Below are 19,800 nucleotides of genomic sequence, written 5' to 3'. Positions count from 1 at the left end.
GCGGGGCTCACCCCTCGCGCTGGGTGCGCAGCAGTTCTTCGGCGCGGGTGGTGACGTCGGTCTCGCGGGCGGCGAGCGTGTCGATGAGCTTCTCGACGTGGACCACGCGGGACTCCCAGTCCTCGCCGCGCTGCTCGCGGCGGGGGAGGCGTTCCAGGGCCTGGACCTCGCGCCAGGCGGTGACCAGGGCGGCCTCGTGGAGGCGCTGGTCGGCCTCTTCGGCGCGGCCTGCGGTGGGGGAGTCGCCGCCGAGGACGGCGACCATGTCCAACCGGGAGAGGTCCAGTCCGAGGGCGAGCTCGTCGATCCGCGAGCGCAGCCCGGCCAGCTGGCGCCGCACCCGGCGCGTGTGGACACGGTGGCGGGCGGTCCGGACGCCGGCGCGGATCAGCAGAAGCATGGTGCAGATGCCCATCCAGGCGGTGAAGGCCACCAGGAGGAACGGTCCGTCCCCGCCACCGGCAGGAGCTGAGCTTCCGACGACGATCCAGGCCACCAGCAGCGCGGCGGCCGCCGGGAGCAGGAGGATGCCCAGGCAGGCCCACGCCCGCCTCCCCTGCCGGGGGTCATCGGGTGCGGCGACGCGGTCCCGCCGCTGGATCTTCTCCAGAGCACGTTCCGAGGCGCGCATCGGGTCGCCGTCGGCGCCGATCGGCAGTCCCAACACCTCCCGGTACTCGCGGCGAGACCGCCGAGCGCCTGCGGTGGCGGCGTTGACCCGTTCGCGCACCCGGCGAGCGGCGTCCTCCCTGAGCACCCGGGGGCCGCGTCGAATGCCTCCTGCTGAGACTCTGCGCCGGATGCGGCGGCACACGTCGGTGATCCGCCGTTCGGTGTGGTCCCAGCGGTCGAGCAGCTCGGCATGGTGGGCCACCAGGTCGGCGGCTTCGCCGTCGTCGGAGGACGAGAGCCGCCCGGCTTCCGTGGTGAGGGCCAGGAGATCGTCCCGGTGCTCTTCCAACTCGTCCGCAAGGCGGGGGAATCGGGTGCGGTGCCGGAGGATCTCGTCCACCGAAGCCACCAGGGGCGCCGCCATCGTGCCCAGCACGGAGGCCGACTCAGCATGCCCGGCGCGGAGCTCCGTGGCGTCGACGAGGGCGTCGGCCCGGGCCTGGAGCTCCTCGACTGACTCCGCGAACGTCTCCAGGCGGTCTGCGGCCATCCGGCGGTGCTGGAAGTGTCGAGCGGGGAGCCGGGAATCGGTGTGGGGGCGCTCCAACAGCTGGAAGTACAGGATCAGCCGGATCTCCTCACGAGCCAGACGCAGACTTGCCGCCTGGATCTCGCGGTGCTCCTCCTCGAGTCGGGCGAGCGTCGTCGCGGCCGTGGCGTCGTCGGCATCGACGCGTTGGTCGTCCATCGCGGCCCGCGTGGCCTGGAGCCGGAGCTCGAGGGTGTCGAGCTCCAGAACCACCCCGGCCAGGGCGCGTTGTGCGGCCGAGAGTTGAGCGAGCCGAGCCTGCTGCGTGCGTCGTGTGGCCTGCCAACCGATGAGGACCAGCAGGCCGGCGAGGAGCGGAAGCAGCGTCCCCGCCGCCCATACCGCAGGAGAGCGCTGCGTGGAGAAATGGAGCTCGGCGATCTGCCGGACGGACTCAACGACCGCATCGGCGCCGTCGTGATCGCTCAGAGCCCGGTGGATCTCAGCCTCCACTTCCTCCACGGGTCGTCCCTCGATGGCCACCAGGCCTTCCTGGAGGGAGAGGACGACGTCGGCCTCGGGCACCATCCGACCTCGCCGTTCGATCGACCGGAGCGGTCTGTCCAGCACCGCCACCGTGAAGGCCTCATCACTGCGCAGCTCATCGGCGGCGGCGTCCAACGCGGGTTGGGTGATCCCCTGTGGCAGTTCCTCCTCCACCAGGATCTCGACGTCGGCGGTGGGCTCAGCGCTGAGAGTCGCGCGGCCTTCCGCCCCCACCAGGAGGGACGTGGCGACCAGGGCCGCGGCCAACGTCGGCGCACCCCAGGTCCGCCATCGTCGCCGACGTTCACCGGCCGTCGTGGGGGAGAGCGAGCGGGAGTGCACCTCTCGAGTCTAGGTCCCGCTGTCGTCGTGAGCGGACATGTTGCCTCCGGCGTTTGGGCCGCGAAGGCTGGCTTAAGCTTCTGCATAACGGCCCAAGCGCCGGAGGCAACGCGTCGGGGTGGCTTNTCTTCGGCGCGGGTGGTGACGTCGGTCTCGCGGGCGGCGAGCGTGTCGATGAGCTTCTCGACGTGGACCACGCGGGACTCCCAGTCCTCGCCGCGCTGCTCGCGGCGGGGGAGGCGTTCCAGGGCCTGGACCTCGCGCCAGGCGGTGGCCAGGGCGGCCTCGTGGAGGCGCTGGTCGGCCTCTTCGGCGCGGCCTGCGGTGGGGGAGTCGCCGCCGAGGACGGCGACCATGTCCAACCGGGAGAGGTCCAGTCCGAGGGCGAGCTCGTCGAGCCGCGCGCGCAGCCCGGCCAGCTGGCGCCGCACCCGGCGCGTCCCGATCCCCCGACGCCCGGCCTCCGCGACGGCGACGCCGATCATCAGCAGCGTCTGCGTCCCGGCCCACACGGAGACGGCCACGAGCCAGAACAGGGAGGTGGTGTCCACTTTCACCGACTCCTGGTGGTTGTACTCCATGGCTCGGCCCAGGTCCTGCAGGGTGTTGGCCACCTGGTCGCCCAGGGTGATCTCGAAGTCACCCGTGCCGGAGACGATGAGGTCCGTGGCCCGGAAGGAGTAGGTGCCCAGGCGGCTGTCCACCCCGGAGCTGATCTCCCCGGTCATCGTGTAGCCCACCGCGAAGGTGTCCTCGTCCAGCAGCCAGACCGGCAGGATCCCCTGGCCCAGGGCCACCTCGCCGGTGGCGGGGTCCAGGACCTCGGAGTCCTCGGCGCCGACCTCCTCTTTGATCCGGGCATGGGCATCGAGGATGTCCCAGTAGTCGATGTCGATGCGGAAGTCGTGATCCGCCCGCGGAGTGTAGCTGATGTAGTCATCGGCGGGCAGCAGCGCCACATGCAGCTCAAGGTGGTCCGGCAGCAGTGCCGCGTCCTCATCGAACTCGACGGTGCGCGCCATGGACTCCCGCACGTACTCCAGGGTCAGGGACTCCTGGTTGGAGGGGCGGAGGTCGGAGGGCTCCTCGAACTCCGGGACGGCGCCGAGGTCGCCGACGACGTCCAGGGCCGCCAGCGGCTGGTCGCCTTCCAAGGTCCGGCCGAAGGCGGTGTTGACGTCGGCGCGCTCGACGGCGGCCCATCCGGTGAGCAGCCCCGCCGCCACCGGGATGATCATGCCGACGGTGGCGACCACCGCCTGCCAACCTTCCTCGCTGATGCCTCCCGGCGTCGACTCTGTGGAGAGGTCGATGTGGTCGAGTGCGGCCAGGACCCGCTCAGCGGCCCACATCGGGCCACCTGCGGCGCCGTGCGTCAGCCCCAGCGAGGCGCGCAGTTCGTCCAGCGAGTCGGTGGCTCCTGCCGAGCTGGCCCGTACGCGACGCCGGACGCGTTCCTCGGCGGCCCCGCGCAGCGCCTTCTTCCCGGGGTGGCTCTCCCGGCGAGGGGTCTTCAGGGTCCCGCTCAGTGCGGTGCAGGCGCCGACGATGCGCCGCTCCGCCGCCTCCCACCTCTCCAGCAGATCGGCGTGCTCGGAGACCAGCCGCGCACTGTCGTCGTCGCCGTCGTCACCGCTGCTCCTCGCGGGAATCGTCGCGGCTTCCTGGTTCAGGGCCAGGAGTTCGTCACGGGCACGGCGGAGACGGTCCAGAGTCTCACCGGTGCCGTCACCGGCGATGCGCGCGAGGCGGCTCCGTTGGGTGAGCACCTCGTCCACCGACTGCAGCAGCGGCAGCGCCAGCCGGTCCAGCACCGAGCCGGAGCCGGCGTGCCCGGCGCGCAGCTCCGAGGCGGCGGCCAGGGCGTCGGCCCGCCGCTGAAGCTCGGCGGTCTCCTGCTCGAACTGGTCCAGGTCGGACCAATCCGGAGCTCCGCCAGCAGGCACACCGGAGGATCCGCGGGGAGCCGGGCCGCCCAGCCAGGCGTGCTCCAGCTCCTGCTCCCGGCGGGCCAGGCGCAGACTGTCCGTCCGGATGCGATGCCAGTCGGACTCCAGGGCGTCCATGGCGTCTCTGGCGACGGCGTCATCGGCACTGCCCAGAGCGGCGCGGGTGGTTTCGAGACGCAGCTCCAAAACGTCGAGCTCCAGGACCACGCGGGCCAGGCGCAGCTTCGCCCGGGAGAAGCGTCGCAGGCGTCGTCGTTCCACCCCCCGGGAGCGCACCCAGCCGAAGAGGAGCGCCACGCCGGCCAGCAGCGGCAGGGCGGCCGCCGAGACCCAGATGGCCGGGGAGCGGCCGCCCTCGTCGAAGTGCATGTCCGCCGCCGTCAGCGCCGCCCCGACCACCGCGTTGGGTCCGTGGCCGATGGTGCGGTTGTTGACGAACGTCTCGCGCACTGTGGAGGCCACCGAGTAGCGATCGTCGGAGTCGAGGCCGCTGATGCCCACCCGGGTGGCGTCGGCGAGGAACAGGTCGGGATCCTCCGGGTCGTCGCCCACGGAGAGGATCATGTCGGCATTCTCGATCTCGCCGTGCATGTACTCGTCCCACTCGAGCTCGCGCTCCACCACCTGCACGGTGAACGGCTCGTAGCTGGCCACTCGTCCCTCGGCGGCGGCCTCCACCGTCTGCTGAGTGATCCCGTAGGGGAGGTCGTCCTCCACGAGGAAGGAGACCTCGGCCTCCGGCTCGGCGGTGACGCGCTCATAGCCGACGGCACCGATCCCCACGGAGGCTCCGGCCAGCCCGAGGGCGAGAGTGGGGGCGACCCAAGCGGGGAGTCGGCCGATGACGTCGGTGGGCGACGGGTCGCCGGAGGAGGTGCGCGTCATCGCCTCAGTGTACGAGATCCCGTCAGACCTGGGCCTGTGTCGGGCTCGCACACTGGGTCTCCAGGGCGCGGATCGCAGCCGCTACCCGCGGGTTCTCCTCCGCGCCTCGGCGGCGGGCGAGCAGGATCCGACGTCGTGGCACGGGAGAGCCGGCCAGCGGGATCTGGACCACCTCAGGATGGGGGATCGTCATCGCCAGCCGGGGCACCGCGGCGATGCCGGCACCGGCCGCCACCAGCGCGGTGGTGGCGGTGAACTCCTGCGCCAGGTGCGCAACCCGCGGGGCGTAGCCGACGGCCCGGGTGGCGGCCAGCAGTTCCGCATAGGCATCCTGGCGCGGATGCCCGGTGATCCAGTCCTGGTGGGCGGCGTCCTGAAGGGTGACCGTCTCCACCGAGGCGAAGGGGTGGTCCCGGGGGACCAGCAGGTCGAGGGGATCGTCCTGAAGCCCGGTCACCGTGAGGTGATCTGCGGACAGCCCGCCGGTGGAGTCATCGGCCACGTAGACCCCGAGATCCACGGCTCCGGATTCCAGGGCGGCCACGAGCTCTCCGGAGTAGACCTCCTTGACCACCGGACGCAGCTGGCTGTGCTGCGCCCGCAGGCCGGGGAGGGCCGGGGCGATGATCGAAGAGATCGCCGTGGGGAATCCTCCGATGGCGATCGGCCCGCACAGCTGCGTGGCGGCGGTCGCGACATCGCCGAGGGCGGTCTCCCACTGGGCGTTGAGTGCGCGGGCGTGGGTGACCAGCCGCTCGCCCGCAGGCGTGAGCCGGACGCGCCGCCCGTGACGTTCCAGCAGGTCGACGTCCAGTTCGCGGGCCAGTTCCTTGAGCTGCCGGGATACTCCGGAGGGGGTGCGGTACAGCGCCTCTGCGGCGGCCGTGACCGTGCCGTGCTCACAGACGGCGATGAGCAGCTGGAGACGCGCATCAATCATGTACCTATAGTGCATGAAATCAGGAAAATAATGAACCTGGACTCCATGATGATGTCCCCGTAGAACTGAAGGCATGACACCACATGCCTCCGCGAGGACCACTCTCGAGAGCCCGCGCCGCCTGGTCAGCATTCTGCTGCTGTTCGCGGCGGTGATGCTGGTCGGCGGGACGGACATGACCAAGGTCGTGGTCGCCCTGCCGGAGCTGACCACCGAGGTCTCGCTCGACGTCGCGGGGTCCGTCTGGGTCGCTGATGCCTACCCGTTGGCGGCCGGAGTCGTCCTGATCACCAGTGCCGTGCTGGCCGACCGTTTCGGACGCCGCCGCCTCTACCTCTCCGGGCTGGTCGTGGCGGTTCTGAGCGCCGTGCTGGTCGGATTCGCCTCCACCGGCGCGGCGGTCATCGTCGGACGGATCGGCCAGGGCGTCGGCGCGGCGCTGCTGATCGCCGGCACGGTCGCGATCATCCGGGTGACCTTTCCCGGGGGCCGCCTGCGCGCCCTGGCCTACGGGGTCTGGGTGGTCGGCTTCAGCACCGGCTCCGCGCTCGGGCCGCTGGTGGGCGGAGTGCTGGTCGACCTGGCCGGCTGGCGCTGGGTCTTCTGGGTCAATGTGCCGGTGCTCGGGCTGTGTCTGCTGGCCGCCGTCGTCGTGCTGCGCGAGTCCCGCAACCCGGACCCGCCGCGCCTGGACGGACTGAGCATCGTGTGCTCGATGGCCGCCGTCGGGCTGCTGGTGGTGGGGATGAAGGCACTGGCACGGCCTGAGTCGCCGGCCTGGGTCAGTGCGGCGGCGCTGCTCGCCGGAGTGCTCGTCGCCGCGGTGTTCGTGCGCCGTCAGCTGGGCATGCCACGGCCGTTCCTGGACGTGCGGCTGCTCGCCGACCCGCTGCTGGGCGCCTCCGCGGTGATCATCCTCGCCACGCTCGGCGTCTTCAACGGCGCCCTGTACCTGCTCACGCAGCAGCACCAGCTGGTCGACGGGCTCTCCGCTGTCCGCACCGGCATCGCCCTGCTCCCCCTGGTCGCCGCCAGTGCGGCCGGAGGGATCCTCGGGCCGCTGCTGCACCGATGGGTCCCGCAGCGGCCCCTCATCGTCGTCGGGCTGGGCCTGGCCGCCGGTGGGCTGCTGACGGTGGCCGCGCTCGACGGCGTCGGCAGGTCGCTGGGCATGGTCCTGCTCGGGGTCGGGGCCGGGATCATCATGTCTATCGGGGCGAACGCGCTCATGGGCGCGGCGCCGGAGACCCGGACCGCCGACGCCGGCGCCATCCAGGAGACCGCCTTCGCGCTCGGCGCCGGCATCGGCATCGCCGCGTTGGGCACGCTCGCGATCCACCACGGGTCCGAGGCGGCGGGCGGGGCCTCCGTGGCCGTCCATGGTCCAGGCGCCGAGGCTGCCCTCGGGCTGGGTGCGGTCCTCTACGCGCTGTTCGCCCTGGGTGCGGGCCTGCTGATCCTCAGCGCCGCCGACGGCCCCCGCGGGGGTGTCGCGGCCGGGGAGCGGGTGGCGGAGCCTGCGCGGGTCGGGCAGGACGGGGGTGCAGGTCATCGTCGATGGCCGGTCGTGGAGCCGGGGCCTCGGCGGGAGTCCGTCCTGGCGAGCGTCGGGCAGGCGCCAGATCCCGGCGACCCTGCGGGAATTGATGACGACATCGGAAAGTTGAGTATTATTGACTCAAGTTTGGATGACAGGGCTCGACGGACCTGATGTACTTCAGGTGAGGGCCCGCCGAAACGCTGAGAAAGGAGCCTTCACCCCATGGACGTCAAGCTCACCACGAAGTCGCAGGAGGCCGTGTCGGCCGCCGCGATGAACGCCAGCACTGCGGGGAACCCGCAGATCGAACCTGCCCACATCCTCAAGGCGCTGATGGACCAGCGCGAGTCTGTGGCCGTCGCGCTGCTCAAGGCCGCCGGGGCGGACCCCGAGGCCGTCTCCACCCGGGCCTCCGCGGCGATCCGGCAGCTGCCGGCCACCAGCGGCGATGCCGTCGCCGCCCCGCAGTTCTCCCCGGCCGGGCTCAACGTCATCAAGGCCGCGCAGGCCGAGGCCGAGCAGATGGGCGACGATTACGTCTCCACCGAGCACCTGCTGCTCGGTGTGGCCACCGACGCCGGCCCCGCCGGCCGCGCCCTGGCTGAGGCGCAGGCGGGCCCGGAGGCGCTGAAGGCCGAGCTACCCGGACTGCGGGGAGACCGCACGGTGACCACCCCGGACCCGGAGAACACCTTTCAGTCGCTGGAGAAGTTCGGCACCGACCTCACCGAGATCGCCCGCTCCGGCGCACTGGACCCCGTCATCGGGCGCGACTCCGAGATCCGCCGCGTGGTCCAGGTGCTCTCCCGGCGCACCAAGAACAACCCCGTGCTCATCGGGGAGCCCGGCGTCGGCAAGACCGCCGTCGTCGAGGGCCTGGCCCAGCGCATCGTCGCCGGCGACGTCCCGGAGTCCCTGCGGGACAAGACGCTGATCTCCCTGGACCTGGGGGCGATGATCGCCGGGGCGAAGTACCGCGGCGAGTTCGAGGAGCGGCTCAAGGCCGTCCTGGAGGAGATCAAGGCCGCCGACGGCGGGATCATCACCTTCATCGACGAGATCCACACTGTGGTCGGGGCCGGTGCCTCCGAGGGCTCCATGGACGCGGGCAACATGCTCAAGCCCATGCTGGCCCGCGGCGAGCTGCGGCTGATCGGCGCCACCACCCTGGACGAGTACCGGGAGAACGTGGAGACCGACGCCGCCCTGGAACGCCGCTTCCAGCAGGTCTACGTGGGGGAGCCGTCGGTGGAGGACACCATCGGCATCCTCCGCGGTGTCAAGGAGCGCTACGAGGCCCACCACAAGGTGGCCATCGCGGACAACGCCCTGGTCGCCGCCGCCACCCTCTCCGACCGGTACATCACGGCACGTCAGCTGCCGGACAAGGCCATCGACCTCATCGATGAGGCCGCCTCGCGGCTGCGCATGGAGATCGACTCCGCCCCGGTGGAGATCGACGAGCTGCGCCGGGTGGTCGACCGACTCACCATGGAGGAGATGGCCCTGGCGGAGGAGACTGACGCCGGTTCGGCCGAACGGCTGCAGGCGCTGCGCGACGACCTGGCCGACAAGAAGGAGGAGCTCACCGAGCTCACCGCCCGCTGGGAGGCCGAGAAGTCTGAGCTCAACCAGGCCGGTGAGCTGCGGGTCCAGCTCGACGAGCTCCGCAGTCAGGCCGAGCGGGCCCAGCGCGAGGGAGACCTCGCCGAGGCCTCCCGGCTGCTCTACGGGGAGATCCCCCAGCTGGAGCAGCGCCTCGCCGACGCTGAGGCTCAGGAGAGCTCCAGTGAGGGCCGTGGATCACGGATGGTCTCCGAGGAGGTCGACGCCGACGGTATCGCCGAGGTCATCTCCGCCTGGACCGGCATCCCTGCCGGGCGGATGCTGCAGGGTGAGACGGAGAAGCTGCTGCAGATGGAGGAGCTGATCGGCACCCGGCTGATCGGTCAGCGTCAGGCGGTGACCAGCGTCTCCGACGCCGTCCGTCGAGCCCGCACCGGGGTGGCCGACCCGGACCGTCCCACCGGCTCGTTCCTCTTCCTGGGTCCCACCGGTGTGGGCAAGACCGAGCTGGCCAAGGCCCTGGCGGAGTTCCTCTTCGACGACGAGCGCTCGATGATCCGCATCGACATGTCCGAGTACTCGGAGAAGCACTCCGTGGCCCGCCTGGTGGGTGCCCCTCCAGGCTATGTGGGCTTCGATGAAGGCGGGCAGCTCACGGAGGCCGTGCGGCGCCGCCCCTACTCGGTGGTGCTGCTCGACGAGGTGGAGAAGGCCCACCCGGAGGTCTTCGACATCCTGCTGCAGGTCCTCGACGACGGCCGCCTCACCGATGGCCAGGGCCGCACCGTGGACTTCCGCAACGTGGTGCTGATCCTGACCTCCAACCTGGGCTCCCAGTTCCTGGTGGACCAGTCCCTGGATGCCGAGGCGCAGCGCAAGGCCGTCATGGACACGGTCAACCGCTCTTTCAAGCCGGAGTTCCTCAACCGGCTGGACGACATCGTCATGTTCGATGCGCTGTCCATGGAGCAGCTGGGCAGCATCGTGGGCCTGCAGATCGAATCCCTGCAGGAGCGGATGGCCTCTCGCCGTCTGGTCCTGGAAGTCGCCGATGCCGCCCGTGAATGGCTGGCCTTCACCGGCTTCGACCCCGCTTACGGGGCGCGCCCCCTGCGCCGGCTCGTCCAGCGGGAGATCGGTGACCAGCTCGCCAAGGCGCTGCTCTCCGGAGAGGTCGAGGACGGCGACACCGTCCTGGTGGACCGTCCGGAGCTCTCCCTGGAGGAGGGCGCCGTGCACGGGCTCACCGTGACGAAGCAGGATGCCGCAGCGGAGGACTGAGCACGCGTCCCTCCCCGGCCGAGTGGCCACGAATCCCGGTGCCTGCCCGATGACACGCCGTCGTCGGGGGTGGGGCCCCGTGATTCGTGGTCACTCGATGCTGAACGGCGGGGCTCAGAGGTGGATGCCCTCGCGCGCCAGCAGGCGCCGCTTGGTGTCCACCCCGCCGAATCCGTAGCCGCCGATGGAGCCGTCGGCCAGGATCACCCGGTGGCAGGGGATCGCGAACGCCACCAGGTTGTGCGCACAGGCGCTCGCCGCCGCCCGGTGGGCCAGCGGCCGTCCCGCCATCTGCGCCAGCTCCGCATAGGAGACCGTTTCTCCGGCGGGCACCTCGCGCAGCGCTGACCACACCTGCTGCCGATACTCCGCGCCCGGCTGGACGACGGCGAGGCCGTCGAAGGCGGCGTGGTCGCCGTCGGCGTAGGCCACCACCGCCTCGGCGACGGCGCCCCGGTCCGTGGGCAGCGGGTTCATCTCCCGGTCCGCGGTCTCCGGGGCGGTGGTCTCCAGGCGGTCCATCATCTGCTCCAGGGAGCGGCCGATCGCGGCGACTTCCGGCTCTGCACCGACCGGCTGGGCCAGGCTCGCCGCGCGAATGGTGTCATCCTCCGGAGAATGGACCACGACGACGGCGCCCAGGTCGTCCAGCGACGCCGAGGACCAGCGCAGCTCGGGCGGGAAGGCAGGGGCGGTCTCATCAGGGCACGGTGCGGCGGTCATGCGTCGGCGTCCTCATCGTCCTCGGCCTCGTCGTCCTCGGCCTCGTCGTCCTGGGTCTCGTCGTCCTCGGCTTCGTGGTCCTCAGCCGAGGAGTGTTCTTCAGGGTCGAGCACGAAGTTCCCGGTCATCGTCGCACCGGTGACCGGCTGCAGCAGGCAGTTGACTCGACGGTCCCCCTCCCGGAGCCAGGTGGACTCCGTCGGGTGCGAGATCCGGACCTGGAGCTCGAAGTCCACGCCGTCGACGGCGTCCTGATCCAGCTCGGCGTGCTCCTCGCAGGCCCGGTGCGCCCGCTCGGAGATCTCCGGGTCCCCCGGATACTCGCCGATCTCGAGGTTCTCCCAATGGATGACCTGCACGTTGTAGTGGTGATCGCATTCGATGATCGTGGCAGGGGCGAACTCATCCTCCGATTGGAAGTCCACCAGGCAGTCCCCGGCCAGCCATTCGTCCGGACCGGCGTCCCGCAGGATGACCCCGTCGATGCCGGGATCCTCCGCTCGCTCGGCGACGGTCTCGGGCTGATCCTGCTGCCCCGGCGAGGCCGCTGGCCCCTCGCGGAGCAGGAACCACCACAGCAGTGACGCCGCGACTAGCACCACCAGGGCGCCGACGGCGATGAACGGAAGCAGGGTCGGGCGCCCTGGGTCACGGTGGGCAGACTCGCGGACGTCGTAGTCGGCGGTCTCCGCCGGGCTCTCGACGGTGTCCGCCTCAGTGGGTCTCTCGGGGTGTGTCTCGGCGGTGTGCGCCTCGGTGTGCGCCTCGGTGTGCGCCTCAGTGTCCGGCAGGGGCGAGGATTCTCCCGCGGAACGCATGCGGGCCTCCCGGCGGGCTCGACGCGTCGGGGGCAGATGCTCCCCGCGCTCGCCGGAGGGGAAGTCGGGGGAGTCAGTGCGGTCATCCACTGCGGCGGTGCTCCTGTGCGCGTCCTGGCGGGTGGGTGGTGCTGATCGAACGGGGTCCCGGCTGCGTGCCGGAGAGGGTGATGTCTGTCCCACTCCGAACGCGTGGCGAGCCGTCAGTGAGTGGCGACGCCGGTCCCCGAAAGCCTGTGAATCGGTCCATCACCCCACCACGTGGGGCTTTCCGGCACGTCGCGACCTGCAGGACGGGTCCCTCGGAGGGACGTCGCCCTGAGCAGATGCGCGACGCACCGTTCCCAATCATGTTAACCTAGGTATCACGAACCAGTTGATCGCAGAGATACTCCCGCGGTGGACCCTGCCCGGCATCGCGAGGACCGAGAGTAGACAGAGGGGGTCTCGCTCATGGGGCGCGGCCGTCAGAAGGCTAAAGCAACGAAGCAGGCGCGGGAGATCAAGTACTTCACCCCGAACACTGACCTGTCAGCTCTCGAACGAGAGCTGGCTCGGTCGCGCGGGGAGGACCCTGCGGAGGACGCCACCTCACGTGAATCAGACGATGAGTCGTACGATTACGACGACATCTCAGAGCGCTACGGCCGCTGAGTTCGTGGAGCAGGGACGCACTGCTCCCGTCAGCAGCCTGGCACAGACAGACAGCAGCGAATCCGATCCGGCGACGACCGCCGGGTCGGATTCTGCTGTCTGTGGGGAGAGTTCCGTTCCGGCGGTGGTGCCCGCCGCCCTCAGCACGGACTCCCCGGCCTTCACCACTCCGGTGGCCAACGCCCATCGGGCCGCGCTGCGTTCCATCGCGCGCGTCGTGGAGGACACGGTGTCGCCGCAGCCCGACGACGTCGCACGCGCCGGAATCCTGCAGATGCTGACCGTCGGCGGCGTGCTCGCCGTGACCGGGGCCGGAATCTCCACGGACTCCGGAATCCCGGATTACCGAGGTCCCCAGGGGTCCCTCCACCGGCACCGCCCGATGACCTACCAGGAGTTCCTCCATGACGGTGCCGCCCGCCATCGGTACTGGGCGCGCAGCTACGTCGGCTGGCGGCACATGGATCAGGCCTCGCCGAACCTGGCCCACCACCTGCTCGCCGACTGGCAGCAACGCGGAGTGCTCTGCGGGCTGGTCACGCAGAACGTGGACGGGCTCCACACGGTGGCCCACCATGCGGTGGGCGTGCAGACCCCGCTGATCCCGCTGCACGGCGACCTGGACACGGTGACCTGTCTGACCTGCGGGAATCGGGAGGATCGTCGCCACCTGGACGTCCGACTCGAAGAAGCCAACCCGGGATACGCGGACCAGGCCATCCACGCCGCCGAGAACGTCAACCCGGACGGTGACGTCTCCCTCGACGACTCCTGGGTCCAGCGATTCCACATGGTCGGCTGCCTGGTGTGCGGCTCCACACGTCTGAAGCCCGATGTCGTGTACTTCGGGGAGGGGGTCCCGGCCGAGCGCAAGGCGGCCGTGGACGATCTCGTGGAACGGGCTTCCAGCCTGCTGGTGGTCGGCTCCTCGATGGCTGTGATGAGCGGCTTCACGATCGCCCTGCAGATGCACCGCGCCGGCCGGCCGGTCGCGGTCATCAACGGCGGCCCCTCCCGCGCGGACGCCAAGGCGGACTGGCGGTGGAGGACCCGGATCACCCCGGCGTTGGAACAGCTCCATGCCGCCCTGCGCTGAATACCGACGTGGGCTGAACGCCGACGTGCTCATTCGTCGAGGTGCTCGCCGGCTCCGAGCCGGATGATCGCCTCCACGATCGTCGCGCGCTGGGCCTCGGTGAAGTTCCCGGGGGTCAGCGCCTCATAGAACCACAGTCCGTCGGCGGCCAGCCGTGCCAGGAACGGCAGGAGGTCCGGGTCAGCGGCGACGTCGTCGGGGTCATCGGCGGTGCCCTGTGTGCCGCTGGGCGGGGGAGGCGACCACCGATCATGGACCGCGTCCCAGGCCGCCTGTGCCGCCGGGTCACCCATGGACTCCAGCATCAGCAGCAGCTCCGCCCGGTCCGGGTTCTGCGAAGCCCGGATATAGGCGTCGAGCCGCTGCCCCGGGGTGAGCTCCTCGTACGGCGCCCCGGCCTCGGACTCCATGCAGGCCTCCCACTGGCCCGAGACGTGCTCGTGCAGGGCCAGGAGCATGTCCTCGCGGGAGGGGAAGTGGTAGAGCAGCCCGCCCTTGGTGAGCCCCGCCTCGGCGGCCACCGATTCGTAGGTCAGTGCCGTGACGCCGTCGCGTTGGACGATGTGCTGGGCGGCCTGCAGGATCTCGGTGCGTTTGGACTGTCGCATGATGCTCCACCCTAGCGGTCTGCGGCCGGGTCGGCGGCCTGGTCAGTGGTTCCCTGGGTAGGCCTGGGAGGCGGTGCCCGGCGTGTAGCGGCGCAGCAGGGCCGCGGTGACCACGGACCCGGCGGCCAGCACCACCGTCACAGCGACCAGCACCACCACGAAGGCGCTGTCCATGGCCTGCGCGGCGGAGGCGACGACGTCGGCCTCTCCGCTGCTGAGCGCCTCCGTCGGGCTCGCCGCGGCGAACTCCTGCTCCCCGGCGGGCAGAGCCAGGAAGCGGAAGTAGGCGAAGTTCAGCAGACTGCCGATGGTCGCCACCGCCACCAGGCCGCCGAACTCATAGGAGACCTCCTCGATGGAGGCGGCCATCCCGGCCCGGCGCGGGGGCACGTTGCCCATGATGGCGGTGGAGGCCACGGAGATGGAGGCGCCCAGACCGGTGCCCATGACCAGCAGGCCCAGCACCAGCAGCGGCAGCAGATGTTGGGCGGCCCCGATCACGCTGAGGCCGGCCCCCAGTGTGGCGAGGCTGAGGCCGCCGCCGATCAGAGCCAGCAGTCCGGTGCGGTGCAGGATGGCCCCGCCGATCAGCGCCAGCGGCAGAGCGCCCACGGCGATGGCCGAGACCAGCAGTCCGGCCTGCAGCGGCGTGTAACCCTCCACGAGCTGGAATCGCTGCGTGCTGGCCAGCTGGGTGCCCATGATCGCGTAGATGCTGGCGCCGGCGGCCGCGACCCCGGCGGCGAAGGCCCGGTTCCGGAAGATCGTGAAGTCGACCAGCGGGTCCTCCAGGCGCACCTGGCGGCGGCCGAAGACGGTGAGTGCGACGACGGCGGTGGCCCCGGCGCCGAGCACCAGCGGCCAGCTGATCTCGTTCTCGGCCAGGGACTTGATCGCCAGCACGGCCGCGGTGAGTCCGATCATCACCTGGGCGGAGGAGACGCCGTCCCATCGCTTGGTGGGGTTGGTGCGGTTCGGCGGGCCGATCAGCAGGATGGTCAGCAGGCCCGCGGCGGCGATGGGGACGTTGATGAGGAACACCGAGCCCCACCAGAAGCGCGCGAGCAGCAGGCCCCCGACGATCGGGCCGATGGCCATGCCCACCACCGAGACCGAGGCCCAGATCGCGATGGCCAGGTTCCGCTCCTTCTCCAGCGGGAAGCTGACCCGGATCAGGGCGAGGGTGGCCGGCATCATCGCCGCGGCGCCGACCGCGAGGAAGGCGCGGGCGGCGATCAGCGCCTCGGGGGTGGGGGAGAAGGCCGCGGCCAGGGAGGCGATGCCGAAGATCACCAGCCCGTACTGGAAGAGTCGCTTGTGGCCCAGGCGGTCGCCCAGCGAGCCGGAACCCGGCAGCAGACCGGCGATCACCAGCGGATAGGCGTTGATGATCCACAGCGACTGCGAGGTGGAGGCCCCGAGGTCCTCGGTCAGCCGGGGTAGGGCGGTGTAGAGGACCGTGTTGTCCAGGGTGATCAGCAGCAGCGCGGAGGAGACGATGACGAGCACGCTCCAGCGCTGCCAGCGCGTGAGCTGCTGGACAGGACCGGAGTCCACCGTGGGGATCGAAGCCGTCGTCATGCCACCAAACTGTACTGGATGTACGGTTTGCTGGGGAGGGGTGGGAGGCTGAGATCACAGCGGGGCCCCGGGCGGAGACGCAGAAAACCCCGTCAAGATTCTGAAACCCCGGACATATTGACGGGGTTCCAGAATCTTGACGGGGTCCAGTCAGGCCTCAGGGCCCGGCGGGTGGTGCGGACGACGCGTCAGCGGCGGGACATGTAGAGGGTGAATGCCTTGGTGAGCAGACGGTCCACCGGGTAGTCCCACTCACCGTGGGTCTGCACGACGTCGGCCCCCATCGTGGTCTTGAACCGGGTGAGCCCGGCCAACGGATACTCAGGGTCCAGGGAGGGGCTGAGTCCGCCGAGGTCGTACCACCGGCAACCGGCAGCCAGCGCGTCCTCGATCTGCCGCAGCTGCAGCGCCCGGGGTGCGTAGCGCTTGCGCTCCTCAGAGGAGGAGGCCCCGTAGACGTACCAGGCGAACTGCCCCTGCCGGACGTAGATCGCCGCGGCGAGCAGAGAGTCCTCATAGTGCGCGAAGTACAGGGTGCACTCGGTGTCCTCGGTGGCGTTGAGCTGGCGGAACATCCGCTGGAAGTAGCTCAGCGGCCGACCGGTGAAGTCGTCACGCTCTGCGGTCTCCTCGTAGAGCGCCTGCCAGGCGGGAAGGTCCTCCTCTCCGCCGGTGGTGATCGTCAGCTCCGAGCGGGTGGACTTGCGCGTCTGTCGGCGGGAGGACTGGTCCATCCGGGCCAGTACGGCGTCGACGTCGAGGGCGCCGCCGTCGTCGTCGGTGAGCGGGATGCGGGCCTGGAACTGCGGCTGACCGGCTTCGAACTCCTCGGACTCCTGCGGGGGCTGCCATCCGAGCTGCTCCAGCTCCGCACGGACCACGGGGGCGTCCTCGTCGATCCAGATCGGCTCCAGTTCGGTGATCCGTGCATGGTCTCCGGCAGCCAGCGCGCGGCGGACGTCCTGGGCGGCCCAGCGGCGGGTCGCCCCAGGCAGGCCCATGCGGATCAGGAAGGCTCCCTGACCCTTCAGGTGGTCCACCAGGGCCGGAAGCAGAGCGCCCAGGGAGACCTCTGCGGCGTCGAAGATCGGCCCTTCAGCCAGGTAGGCGAGGCTCTTGCGGCCCAGCACCGGAATGGCGGAGGGCACGGGCAGGCGGCGGTGGAGGACCAGGGTCGCCGCCACGAGCCGGTCGCCGTCGAAGGCACCCAAAGACTCACCCCGCCAGTCCGTCTTGACCTGCGGCCACCGCGGATTCTGCAGGAAAGAGGCGGTCGGGTGCTGGGCCAGGAACGTCGCATGGTCAGCAGCGCTGATCGGCCTCACAGCCAACTGCTGGGCTCCGCGTGGACCGGGGGGCTGGGATCGAGTGGTCACGGTCCCGATGATACCGGCCGTCCGGCGGCCTGCCGGGGACGCCGACTGGCGGTGCGCGGCATCTGGAGCCCGGGCGGGAGTCTCAGAGTGCGGGCTCCGTCGGGCGTCCCGCCGCCGGCGCTGTCTCCCGCGCTACGCTGTCGCCCGTGACCATCCTCTCGCTGATCTTCTTCGCGCTGGCGACCGCCGGCACGCCTGGCCCGAACAACACGATCGCCATGGCCTCGGGCGCGACCTACGGGCTGCGCCGCACGGTGCCGACGATCGCCGGGGTGAACATCGGCTTCCCGGTGATGATCGTGCTCGTCGGGCTGGGGCTGGGTCAGATCCTGGAGCAGCAGCCGGTGGTCCTGGACGTGCTGCGCCCTATCGGCATCGCCTACCTGCTGTACCTGGCGTGGAAGATCGCCTCCGGCCCCACGGACCTCGCGGCCCAGGACGGAGCGCGTCCGCCGTCGTTCGTGCAGATGGCGCTCTTCCAGTTCGTGAACCCGAAGGCGTGGACCATGGTGGTGGGCGCGATCGCGGCCTACACCGGATTCTGGGAGTCCTTCACCATCGAGGTGCTGGTGATCGCCGTCGTCTTCCTGCTGTTCGGGACTCCGTGCACGGTGAGCTGGGCGCTGCTCGGCGTCGGGGCGGGTCGGCTCATCTCCCAGCCCGCCCATCTGCGGGTCTTCAACCTGATCATGGCCGGCCTGCTGGTGGTCTCCCTGGTCCCGGCCGCCGTGGAGACGGTGGAGTCGATCACCGGCTGATCCGGCCGGCCCTGCGGATCTGGCTCGGCACCGGCCGCTGCCGCCTGGCTCAGACCGAGGGGGGCGGGGCCGGCCTCATGCCGCCGGATCCGCTCGCTGAGCCCGACCCGCCACCTCGGCCACTCGGCCGCGATGAGGGAGCGCACCGCCGTGTTCTGGGGAGCTCCAGCGACGATCCTGTCCTGGCGCAGCAGCCCGGTCGAGCCGATCTCCAGGCACGGAGTGCGGGCGTCGCTGCTCGTGAGCGTGGTCATCCCGGCCGAAGACGCCGCTGGCGACGAAGATCACCGCCCCACGTGCCATGGTGCCGTTCTCCTGCAGGGCGAGGGGACGGCGGATCCCCTCGTCCACCTGGTCCGGGGGCGGGATGCTGGGTGCACCAGGTGTCCCCAGGTTAGCCCTGTCGTCGTGAGTCGCGTCAGAGCCTCACTGCATGTCTTCGAGCTGCTTGCCCTTGGTCTCGGGGACGAACCGGAACACGAAGTACAGCGAGATCGCCGCACAGGTGGTGTAGAAGCCGTAGGCGACTCCGAGGCTCATGTCGGCCAGGGCGGGGAAGCTCGTGGAGATGGCGAAGTTCGCCAGCCACTGGGCGGCGGCAGCGATGCCGAGTGCAGTGGCGCGGATCCGGTTGTTGAACATCTCGCCCAGCAGCACCCAGACCGCCGGGCCCCAGGACATGCCGAAGAAGACCACGAACCCGTTGGCGGCCAGCAGGGCGATGACTCCTCCGGTGTCGGTGAGCTCCGGGGTGACGGTGCCGTCGGCGGCCTCGACCACCGGCGCGGTGGCGAAGATCCAGGCCAGCAGGCCCAAGGTGAGCGTCATGCCGGTGGAGCCGATCATCAGCAGCCGACGGCGCCCGATCTTGTCCACCAGGGCGATGGCGATGATGGTGACCACGATGTTGGTGATCCCGGTGATGACGGTCTGCGCCAGTGCGTCGGCCTCGGTGAACCCGACGGCCTGCCACAGGGTGGACGAGTAGTAGAAGATCACGTTGATGCCCACGAACTGCTGGAACGTGGACAGCAGGATGCCGACCCACACGATGGGCAGCAGGCCCAGCGCCGGGCCGCGCAGATGCTTCAGCCGGGTGCGGGTCTCGGTGCCCAGAGACTGCCGGATCTCCTCGATCCGCTGGTCCACGCCGGTCTCCAGGACTCGGCTGAGGACCTTCCGGGCCTGGGCCGGGGAGCCCTTCTTCACCAGGAAGCGCGGCGACTCGGGGATCATCAGGGCGAAGGCACCGTAGGCCAGGGCGGGGACGACCTCGGCGAGGAACATCCAGCGCCAGGTCTCGAGCCCGAACCACAGCTCCTCGGCGGCGCCGCCGGAGAGGCCGGCCAGCCACGCGTTGGAGAGCAGGGCGACGAAGATACCGGTGACGATCGCCATCTGCTGCATGGAGCCCAGGCGTCCGCGGATCTGCGCCGGGGAGATCTCAGCGATGTAGGCGGGGGCGATCACCGAGGCGGTGCCGACGCCGAGACCACCGATGACCCGCCAGATGATGAGATCGGTCGCGCCGACGGCGAAGGTGCAGCCGACCGCGCTGATCAGGAACAGGCTGGCGGCGATGAGCATGACCCGGACGCGACCGATGCGGTCGGCGAGCTTGCCTGCGGTGAAGGCGCCGACGACGCAGCCCAGCAGAGCTGAGGAGACGACGAAGCCGGTCAGTCCGGCGCCGAGCTCGAAGTCCTCGCGGACCGCGGTGACCGTGCCGTTGATGACCGCGGTGTCGAAGCCGAAGAGGAACCCTCCCAGCGCGGCCACGGAGGCGAGGAGCAGTGCCTGGCCGGTATGGAAGGACTCGGGGACCTGGCGGGTGTCGGTCATAGGGGCCTCCTGCGCCTGGTGATGCAGCGGTGGCCGGTGTGACCTCGCCGAGTGGAGAGGAGGCCGGCCAGACCGCAGGGGGTGTGGTGCACGTCACTTTAGAGGGTGGGCGGCATGAAGTCCATGAGAGGACGGGGTGCGGCGCCGTCGGCGA

At 70.5% G+C, this 19,800-nt stretch carries 13 protein-coding genes; 5 read left to right on the top strand and 8 right to left on the bottom strand.

Annotated elements, in window-relative coordinates; translation table 11 throughout:
* Nucleotides 1-7: 7 nt before the first annotated feature.
* Nucleotides 8-1,729: a hypothetical protein gene (locus ACYVKI_RS12130; protein WP_460690622.1), complete on the bottom strand. Its 1,722-nt coding sequence runs from the start codon at nt 1,727-1,729 to the stop codon at nt 8-10.
* Between the two features lie 3,156 nt (nt 1,730-4,885).
* A complete protein-coding gene (locus ACYVKI_RS12125) occupies nt 4,886-5,803 on the bottom strand; it encodes a LysR family transcriptional regulator (protein ID WP_460690621.1) in 918 nt (305 codons plus the stop codon).
* Nucleotides 5,804-5,876: 73 nt separating this feature from the next.
* On the opposite strand from ACYVKI_RS12125, the gene ACYVKI_RS12120 reads away from it, so the two are divergent.
* The gene (locus tag ACYVKI_RS12120) at nt 5,877-7,514 is read left to right on the top strand and encodes an MFS transporter (RefSeq protein WP_460690620.1); all 1,638 of its coding nucleotides are present in this window, start codon (nt 5,877-5,879) and stop codon (nt 7,512-7,514) included.
* Between the two features lie 51 nt (nt 7,515-7,565).
* Nucleotides 7,566-10,190 (top strand): ATP-dependent chaperone ClpB, encoded by a 2,625-nt coding sequence (gene clpB, locus ACYVKI_RS12115; protein WP_460690619.1) that lies wholly within the window; start codon nt 7,566-7,568, stop codon nt 10,188-10,190.
* 114 nt (nt 10,191-10,304) lie between these two features.
* Here clpB and ACYVKI_RS12110 read toward each other — a convergent pair whose 3' ends face one another.
* Together ACYVKI_RS12110 and ACYVKI_RS12105 are read right to left on the bottom strand one after the other, a co-directional pair.
* Nucleotides 10,305-10,913, bottom strand: coding sequence for a methylated-DNA--[protein]-cysteine S-methyltransferase (locus ACYVKI_RS12110; protein WP_460690618.1), 609 nt, complete (start codon nt 10,911-10,913; stop codon nt 10,305-10,307).
* Complete coding sequence (locus tag ACYVKI_RS12105; protein ID WP_460690617.1) at nt 10,910-11,821, bottom strand: hypothetical protein; 912 nt, start codon at nt 11,819-11,821, stop codon at nt 10,910-10,912. Before ACYVKI_RS12105 ends, ACYVKI_RS12110 begins: the two co-directional genes overlap by 4 nt.
* 363 nt (nt 11,822-12,184) lie before the next feature.
* Between ACYVKI_RS12105 and ACYVKI_RS12100 the strand changes: the two genes are divergently transcribed.
* Nucleotides 12,185-12,385: a DUF3073 domain-containing protein gene (locus ACYVKI_RS12100; RefSeq protein ID WP_460690616.1), complete on the top strand. Its 201-nt coding sequence runs from the start codon at nt 12,185-12,187 to the stop codon at nt 12,383-12,385.
* Nucleotides 12,386-12,509: 124 nt separating this feature from the next.
* The gene (locus ACYVKI_RS12095; protein ID WP_460690615.1) at nt 12,510-13,481 is read left to right on the top strand and encodes a Sir2 family NAD-dependent protein deacetylase; all 972 of its coding nucleotides are present in this window, start codon (nt 12,510-12,512) and stop codon (nt 13,479-13,481) included.
* Nucleotides 13,482-13,510: 29 nt separating this feature from the next.
* On the opposite strand, the gene ACYVKI_RS12090 is transcribed toward ACYVKI_RS12095, so the two are convergent.
* The 3 genes from ACYVKI_RS12090 to ACYVKI_RS12080 form a co-directional block, all read right to left on the bottom strand.
* Nucleotides 13,511-14,089: a TetR/AcrR family transcriptional regulator gene (locus tag ACYVKI_RS12090; protein ID WP_460690614.1), complete on the bottom strand. Its 579-nt coding sequence runs from the start codon at nt 14,087-14,089 to the stop codon at nt 13,511-13,513.
* A gap of 42 nt (nt 14,090-14,131) precedes the next feature.
* Nucleotides 14,132-15,670 (bottom strand): MFS transporter, encoded by a 1,539-nt coding sequence (locus ACYVKI_RS12085; RefSeq protein WP_460690613.1) that lies wholly within the window; start codon nt 15,668-15,670, stop codon nt 14,132-14,134.
* A 188-nt stretch (nt 15,671-15,858) separates the two neighbouring features.
* Entirely contained in the window at nt 15,859-17,046 is a 1,188-nt protein-coding gene (locus tag ACYVKI_RS12080) for a lipid II:glycine glycyltransferase FemX (protein WP_460690612.1), read from the bottom strand.
* A gap of 146 nt (nt 17,047-17,192) precedes the next feature.
* On the opposite strand from ACYVKI_RS12080, the gene ACYVKI_RS12075 reads away from it, so the two are divergent.
* The gene (locus ACYVKI_RS12075) at nt 17,193-17,804 is read left to right on the top strand and encodes a LysE family translocator (protein WP_460690611.1); all 612 of its coding nucleotides are present in this window, start codon (nt 17,193-17,195) and stop codon (nt 17,802-17,804) included.
* A gap of 426 nt (nt 17,805-18,230) precedes the next feature.
* Here the strand turns inward: ACYVKI_RS12075 and ACYVKI_RS12070 are convergent, their stop codons facing one another.
* Complete coding sequence (locus ACYVKI_RS12070; RefSeq protein WP_460690610.1) at nt 18,231-19,646, bottom strand: sugar porter family MFS transporter; 1,416 nt, start codon at nt 19,644-19,646, stop codon at nt 18,231-18,233.
* Between the last annotated feature and the right edge of the window lie 154 nt (nt 19,647-19,800).

The organism is Nesterenkonia suensis (assembly GCF_054782935.1).
This window is presented reverse-complemented; position numbering and strand designations above follow the sequence as displayed.

Coding starts and splice junctions, on each gene's coding strand:
- ACYVKI_RS12130 (WP_460690622.1), bottom strand. CDS start 1,729: ATGGTGCCCGAGGCCGACGTCGTCCTCTCCCTCCAGGAAGGCCTGGTG.
- ACYVKI_RS12125 (WP_460690621.1), bottom strand. CDS start 5,803: ATGATTGATGCGCGTCTCCAGCTGCTCATCGCCGTCTGTGAGCACGGC.
- ACYVKI_RS12120 (WP_460690620.1), top strand. CDS start 5,877: ATGACACCACATGCCTCCGCGAGGACCACTCTCGAGAGCCCGCGCCGC.
- clpB (WP_460690619.1), top strand. CDS start 7,566: ATGGACGTCAAGCTCACCACGAAGTCGCAGGAGGCCGTGTCGGCCGCC.
- ACYVKI_RS12110 (WP_460690618.1), bottom strand. CDS start 10,913: ATGACCGCCGCACCGTGCCCTGATGAGACCGCCCCTGCCTTCCCGCCC.
- ACYVKI_RS12100 (WP_460690616.1), top strand. CDS start 12,185: ATGGGGCGCGGCCGTCAGAAGGCTAAAGCAACGAAGCAGGCGCGGGAG.
- ACYVKI_RS12090 (WP_460690614.1), bottom strand. CDS start 14,089: ATGCGACAGTCCAAACGCACCGAGATCCTGCAGGCCGCCCAGCACATC.
- ACYVKI_RS12085 (WP_460690613.1), bottom strand. CDS start 15,670: ATGACGACGGCTTCGATCCCCACGGTGGACTCCGGTCCTGTCCAGCAG.
- ACYVKI_RS12070 (WP_460690610.1), bottom strand. CDS start 19,646: ATGACCGACACCCGCCAGGTCCCCGAGTCCTTCCATACCGGCCAGGCA.